Annotated in this window: 9 protein-coding genes; all 9 read right to left on the bottom strand. The window is 37.1% G+C overall.

Annotation, left to right across the window (positions count from 1 at the left end):
- Window positions 1-30: 30 nt before the first annotated feature.
- Window positions 31-1662, bottom strand: coding sequence for a hypothetical protein (locus tag WMK75_RS18065; RefSeq protein ID WP_347268974.1), 1632 nt, complete (start codon window positions 1660-1662; stop codon window positions 31-33).
- The gene (locus WMK75_RS18060; protein ID WP_347268973.1) at window positions 1659-2306 is read right to left on the bottom strand and encodes a hypothetical protein; all 648 of its coding nucleotides are present in this window, start codon (window positions 2304-2306) and stop codon (window positions 1659-1661) included. Before WMK75_RS18060 ends, WMK75_RS18065 begins: the two co-directional genes overlap by 4 nt.
- Complete coding sequence (locus WMK75_RS18055; RefSeq protein WP_347268972.1) at window positions 2296-2586, bottom strand: hypothetical protein; 291 nt, start codon at window positions 2584-2586, stop codon at window positions 2296-2298. Before WMK75_RS18055 ends, WMK75_RS18060 begins: the two co-directional genes overlap by 11 nt.
- Window positions 2579-3157 (bottom strand): hypothetical protein, encoded by a 579-nt coding sequence (locus WMK75_RS18050; RefSeq protein ID WP_347268971.1) that lies wholly within the window; start codon window positions 3155-3157, stop codon window positions 2579-2581. Before WMK75_RS18050 ends, WMK75_RS18055 begins: the two co-directional genes overlap by 8 nt.
- Window positions 3130-3861, bottom strand: coding sequence for a hypothetical protein (locus tag WMK75_RS18045; RefSeq protein ID WP_347268970.1), 732 nt, complete (start codon window positions 3859-3861; stop codon window positions 3130-3132). The genes WMK75_RS18050 and WMK75_RS18045 overlap by 28 nt, the downstream gene beginning before the upstream one ends.
- A gap of 198 nt (window positions 3862-4059) precedes the next feature.
- On the bottom strand, window positions 4060-4299 hold the full coding sequence (locus tag WMK75_RS18040) for a hypothetical protein (protein WP_347268969.1): 240 nt from the start codon (window positions 4297-4299) through the stop codon (window positions 4060-4062).
- A 192-nt stretch (window positions 4300-4491) separates the two neighbouring features.
- Window positions 4492-5025 carry a hypothetical protein gene (locus WMK75_RS18035; RefSeq protein WP_347268968.1) on the bottom strand — a complete coding sequence of 178 codons (534 nt, stop codon included), beginning with the start codon at window positions 5023-5025 and terminating at the stop codon, window positions 4492-4494.
- Window positions 5026-5053: 28 nt separating this feature from the next.
- A complete protein-coding gene (locus tag WMK75_RS18030) occupies window positions 5054-5380 on the bottom strand; it encodes a hypothetical protein (protein WP_347268967.1) in 327 nt (108 codons plus the stop codon).
- A gap of 46 nt (window positions 5381-5426) precedes the next feature.
- A partial coding sequence (locus WMK75_RS18025) for a hypothetical protein (RefSeq protein ID WP_347268966.1) occupies window positions 5427-5834 on the bottom strand: 408 nt, incomplete at its 5' end.

The raw sequence follows: 5834 nt of genomic DNA, 5'->3' as shown, positions 1-5834 counted from the left end.
AAAGCCTGACGGCGTAAAGCCGGAACGCCATTATCCTATTATTATTCCACCTGTTACGGAAGGTTCATGATAGACTATTCTGCTTTCCAACATTCCATAAATTAATTGATCCAATGCGTCTGAATAATGAGTAGAGTCTTCCGCAGGAATTTTAGGATCGTGTTCTGATTTCTTATCCTTCCCGAATCCATCTTTTCTTTGCTCTGCTTCTGATTTTTGAATTGATATAATTAAGTGTTTGCAGTTTTCCCTGTTGAATCTCACAGTCTTATTGTAATATCCATCTTCAGTGAACAGATGTCCATACATTCTGAACTTACTCTCATGAGCAGGCGCTTTCCCCGTGTACATTTCTTTGACAATCCATCCTCCTTTCCGTAATTGTTTCACGACTTCCTGGCTTTTCATGGTTTCGTTGTCATCTCCAACAGCAGTGTGGTCATGCCAGTAAAATACAAACTTTCGTTTATGCGGTTTATAGTAATCCAAAAATATAGAAATAACCTGTTTCAGTTTATCTGGATATAGTGAGTGTAGCCCATTGATTATTTTAATATCGTTTGAAATGTCCTGGGCAATCACCATAGGATGTATCCTTCTGTTATAATCGAGGGCTATGTGAAGTGGCTTATTTAGATCAAGGTCACTATCTTTTAAGCACGTAAGCAGCGGATTAGAGTAATCAATCGAAGTATTATCAAAATATTCAGGGTGCTCTGCGAAGTATCCGTGCACATCTTCATCAAAGTCGGGATAAAAACCATCTTCCAAGCGCAAAGGCCGTAAATTTAAAATTTGTGTATCAAACATGAAGAGGCTTGTATCTCTTAGTTGTTGCTTTATAAAATCAACACCAAGCGCATGAATATTATCTAATGTAGATGCTTCATGATAATATAACAACCCTTTACGCTCACTCATTATTTCATCTTTTAATAATTCAATAGAATTAGCAATAGATGTTCGCAACATACCACGCGATTTCTTATAATTTTTCTTTAAAACAAAAATCGCTTTTTGCAGTTTCCAAATTTTGGCAACTTTAGTTTTGTCCATTTTGTTTGCCATATCCAAAATCCATTGGCCACCACTTCCTACAGGCATGTCAGTAGTGAAAGTATAACCGTGATGGTATGGATTGCCTGCAAAGTCAGGAATGATACCGCGATTAGCAGGGAACAATTCAGTTTTTAATCTATCTTCATTTAGCAATTTAATTTCATCTCCAATAATCCAGTCAATAGATATACCGTTTGCAGAACCAACCCGGTCTTGGCTCAGCAATTGGCCAACTGCCCCATTATACCAGCAAACAAAATGCTTATAATCCAACGGTGGTGCAAATGGGCCTTTCCAGTTCCACATTTTAATCCATTTTTCTGGAGGCCTTCTTCCTACAATAAAATGATGATCATAAATTAATCCATACATCTGCCACCCTCTAATTAATTCCTTTAAAGTTCTGGTGTAAGCTTGAGTGTATGTAGCATTAATGATCGCGCCGGTGCCTCTTGGCATAGTTCCGAAATAGCAAGTAGATGATTTAATTGCGAGTGGCCCTACAGTCTTCCCGGTCGCGCGGCCGGCTACTAAAACCTCAAAAGGAGCCCCCATCATTAATGATCTGAGCTGAGGCTTATTTAAGTGGACTTTCTTTTTCATAAAATTTCACAATCAATATCCTCTATAAAATCTAATTTAATTTTCTTGGCTCTTTTAGAATTGATTTCTTTCATTAAGTCTTTTAATTCTACGTTGGTGATTTGAGCTACACCTAGGAGTGAAGGATCAAACGAAGCTTCAATGGTAATGCCCTCAAACAAATCGGCACCTTGCGGTTCGGCATCTTTTAATTCTTTCAACAACTGTACAATGTTTTTTTGAATAGCTGCTGCTGCTTTGAAATCATGTATTTCAGTACATTTATTCCGCATGCTTCGAGCAGCCTGTAATTCCATTTTTATTTCAAATACTTTATTAATGTTTAAAACATTCGTAAATAATTCCTGTGTTGCCCGAAGATCCGCACAAGCTTGGGAATATTCAATGCCGTATAATTCTGTTAACTGTCCAATTACATGCTGTTCCGTATATTTTCCTGATGCAAGCTGATTGTAGATGTATTGATATCGGTTTAATTTATCCTGTTGTAGTGGGCTAAGTTGCGTACTTTTTAAACGATTCTGCATAAACTGCTTAATCATTTGCCAATCTCGCGTTTCTGAAACAATTATTTCTGTAGCGAATGCGACCTGCTCCGCTCTTTTTTGCAATGTGCGTATAAGCTTTGGGTCTTTATTTGCCATCCATTAATAATATTTTAGAATGATCCAATAAATCCAATGCCATTGTTTGTGCAGGAGAGCTCCCTGCCTTAGCCATTTTTAAAATGCCGGTACGTAAATCAACTTCACCCTGTAGCCGTCCACCCTGAAAAGCATTATATAGTTTGCTCAATGGCTTAAAACATTCTTCACAAAAAAATGACGTCTCTTTTTCAAGCATTAACGCAATTTCTTGAGGCACAAAAAACAATCCTGCAAGCCTTTTTACCTCTTTTAATTCATCATCGGAAATTTCATTCAAATATTTCTGCATGTTCAATGGTTTTGTTTATCCAATCAATATGAAAGTCCATGGTAGGTTTTTCCATTGAAATTACACCGGCTTCTATTCGTGGATTGTTTGTCCAATTGGCACTTCCTATAATGGAGATAAAATGATTCGCACATTTTAGTACCGCAACTTTTGCATGGATACTTGCTAAAAATATTTTAGAAAAATTCATTGATGCAAGCTGGTACACTTCCGGCGTTCTCGACTTTGCTTTATAATCTAATATTAATGTTACAGATTTTATTTGCTTCAACTCAATAGCATTAATAATTTGCCGAACCGCAAATTCTCGTAGTGCATATGTGGTGAAATACAAATCCGCTGGCCCATACTTTTTTATCAATTCAATTACTAAATCATGCATGCTCCAATCGCCATTAGAAACGAAATGAATATTTTTAATTTCGTTCAACTTTTCAATCAACAATAGTAATTTTCCGGGAGATTTACAAACGACAAAATCATCCTGTAACCGGGATTGATGGATAAAGCTTGATTCAACGAATTTTTCTTCTATATTGCCGGTTTCAATGAGCGCCATTGTTTTTCTAATTTTTCTATATTTAATTCATGTTTTTGTAAAAGAGCAATACGAATCGCCGTTTGTTCTTTTGATTTTAATTTATTCCTGGCCTTTCGAGCATTATCCAGCGCTGCTTTAACGAGATGATCAGGCAAGGCATCAAATTCATTGTTTAATTCTTCTGTTTCAGGAAGGTGCCCATTTATTTTTACATAATTAGCGCGGTCATAGAGTTCGCTAACCCTGTTAAATTTTAAAACCAAATCAACAGCAGGCCTGCTTCTCTGGAGGATTAAATCTGCACGATTGGGATCTTCAAAGTCAAGGTTTTCTATGGAGGCAAATAAAACAGCACGGTCATTCATTGCTTCTTTATATAAAATAAATGCTTCCCTCAGTGCTGCTTCATAAAGTGTTTTATTTACAGGGGTTGAAACCTTTTTTTCTACAATTTTTTTTATTCCGGCACTTTCGTTTTTTAATTCATTGCAAATTTTCAATAAACATTCCTGCAATTTTTTGTAAACAAAATCTGTTTTGCCTTTTTTTAATAATTGCAATAAAGAATCATTATCACCGGCCATTTCATAGAGAGCAACGCCTCTATAAAATTCACGATCCCCATTAAGCCATTCACGCAATTGATCAAGCATAAAAGCAATAATAGTGAAGTGGGCGGACGCCTGAAAGGACAAATCAGGAAGCCGATTTTTCTCTGGCAATAAGAAAATCTTTCATGAAGTCAAGTGTTGTTTCAATAGCCTTTTCGCTTGCAACGTCAAAGCATTCAAGCAATTCAATTTTATTTCCCGGCAATACCTTACATATTAAATGGGGAAATAAAAGATGTACACAGAATGGCCCCTTAGATTTAGAATTTTTCGGATTGCTGTATAAAAATCGTGGATATTGTCTTGGCATTATTGTAAAGTTTTAAAAATCCATTCAAATCTCATGTCGCCAAAATCCAAGAAAATATAATTACCTTCCCTGAGCCAATCATTCAATGTTTTTTCATCAATATACTCACCATTTATTTTACTCAATTTTTCAGATAATTCTTCACTTGTTAAGTGAAGGTTGGTTTCTTGAATATTTTTCGCAGGAAAATAATTATTGATAAAATAGTCTTTAACTTCCTGAATTTTTAATGCATCCATCTATTAAAAAATTAAGTGGCTGGTCCTGCAAAACATACTCGGAAGTTGTTACGTACTTTCAACGATGTGCCAGCCACCATTAAGATGGCGCTTCCGATAATGTTTTGCGAAACAAATATAAAAAAAAATCCCGGATACCCGGGATTTTAATTCAAACCTTATTTTTATGAAAAAGGGGGAACGAAGCTTATTTTACGGAAGCAATGTTACTGCACCTTCGTATAAGAATAGCGAGCCATCATATACCATCTTACCGCTGAAACCTTTTACACCCTCATTGGTCGTACCGGTTCCAAACTCCACAGTAATCCATGCGCTTTGACAATCGCAACCAAATTGGTAAAGTATATCTGCCTCACACTGTGCATCTTTTACCAGGCAAACCAGTGGCGTATTAATGAGGTTCTTCATCTGTTCATGCGCTTCCGCGTATGAACCCGGAACAAAGAATTCCACGGCATCTGTCACCAGTTTATTTAATCCGATATCCCCAACTGATTTCATGTCAAACTTATTCTTCCTAGGGGCGAGTTGCATTTTTACAAATCCCTTAGAGGCGGCAAATACATGATCGGCTGTGATTCTTATGGAATCACCTTGGTTGGTAAATGGCGCAGTTGGTGTGGCAATTGTTGTAAACCATTCTACCGGTGCGAACAGTATGTATTCTGAAATACCACTCTGTACATTTTTTGGTGTTAATAAACTTTTGTATGCGTAAGACATTTTTTAAGAATTATATAGTTATTGAATTTTAAACCAATTCACGAAGTATGCCCTGTCCATCAATGTCCAGTATTGCTTTCACAATACCTTCATCCGTAGCCGCCTCTTCAGCAGTAACCCTGCCTACACCGGGCAAAGAAAATACAGGAAGCACCCATTTGTATTTTTTCTTGTTATACGAAATAGGCTTCTCTGGTATGCTTGGAAGCACTACTTTATCAACTGCAGATTCGATTGCGTTCGCTCTTTGAGCGGCTGTGAGTTCACTGATTTTTTTCATTAAATCAGGGATTGATTCCACTTGCTTTTGCAATGCGGCAATAGTTTCCTCCTGTGCGGCCAATTTATCTTCCATGTTATCTTCAGGCATAAATAGAATTTATATTTTGAATAAAAATTTTTTAGGTTAAATCCTGGTCGTTAGTATAAATCAATGAAGGATCAATGAAGCCTATCCCAATCCAGAAGTCGGTGTACACTTTAACCAACCTGTCCACTTTTTCTACCTCTACAATGTTCATATTGGAGCCACCCTTCAATGCCATGATTGCATTAGCTTTTGGAGTGCCCCATATTTTTGTTTTGCCTGACATGCTGCCAAAACCTTTCACGCGAACTTGTTCAAAATCTTGCACCACATCTGTATCTCCAATTTGCCCCCAATTGCTGTTATACTTGATTCGGCGGCCTTGCACATACCGCAATTTCAAACTGCGGCTCATGTTGATATCCAGGTCTTTACTCCAATATAATTCCGGAATCCCCTGTACAAATGTTTCTATTTGGCCTGCCCATGTAGCCGGTGTTGC

Source organism: Paracoccus sp. (in: a-proteobacteria), assembly GCF_039808215.1.
Lineage (GTDB): Bacteria > Pseudomonadota > Alphaproteobacteria > Rhodobacterales > Rhodobacteraceae > Paracoccus.
The sequence above is the reverse complement of the archived record's forward strand: the minus strand, read 5'-3'. Positions and strand labels throughout refer to the sequence as shown.

Coding starts and splice junctions, on each gene's coding strand:
- WMK75_RS18065 (WP_347268974.1), bottom strand. CDS start 1,662: ATGAAAAAGAAAGTCCACTTAAATAAGCCTCAGCTCAGATCATTAATG.
- WMK75_RS18060 (WP_347268973.1), bottom strand. CDS start 2,306: ATGGCAAATAAAGACCCAAAGCTTATACGCACATTGCAAAAAAGAGCG.
- WMK75_RS18050 (WP_347268971.1), bottom strand. CDS start 3,157: ATGGCGCTCATTGAAACCGGCAATATAGAAGAAAAATTCGTTGAATCA.
- WMK75_RS18040 (WP_347268969.1), bottom strand. CDS start 4,299: ATGGATGCATTAAAAATTCAGGAAGTTAAAGACTATTTTATCAATAAT.
- WMK75_RS18035 (WP_347268968.1), bottom strand. CDS start 5,025: ATGTCTTACGCATACAAAAGTTTATTAACACCAAAAAATGTACAGAGT.
- WMK75_RS18030 (WP_347268967.1), bottom strand. CDS start 5,380: ATGGAAGATAAATTGGCCGCACAGGAGGAAACTATTGCCGCATTGCAA.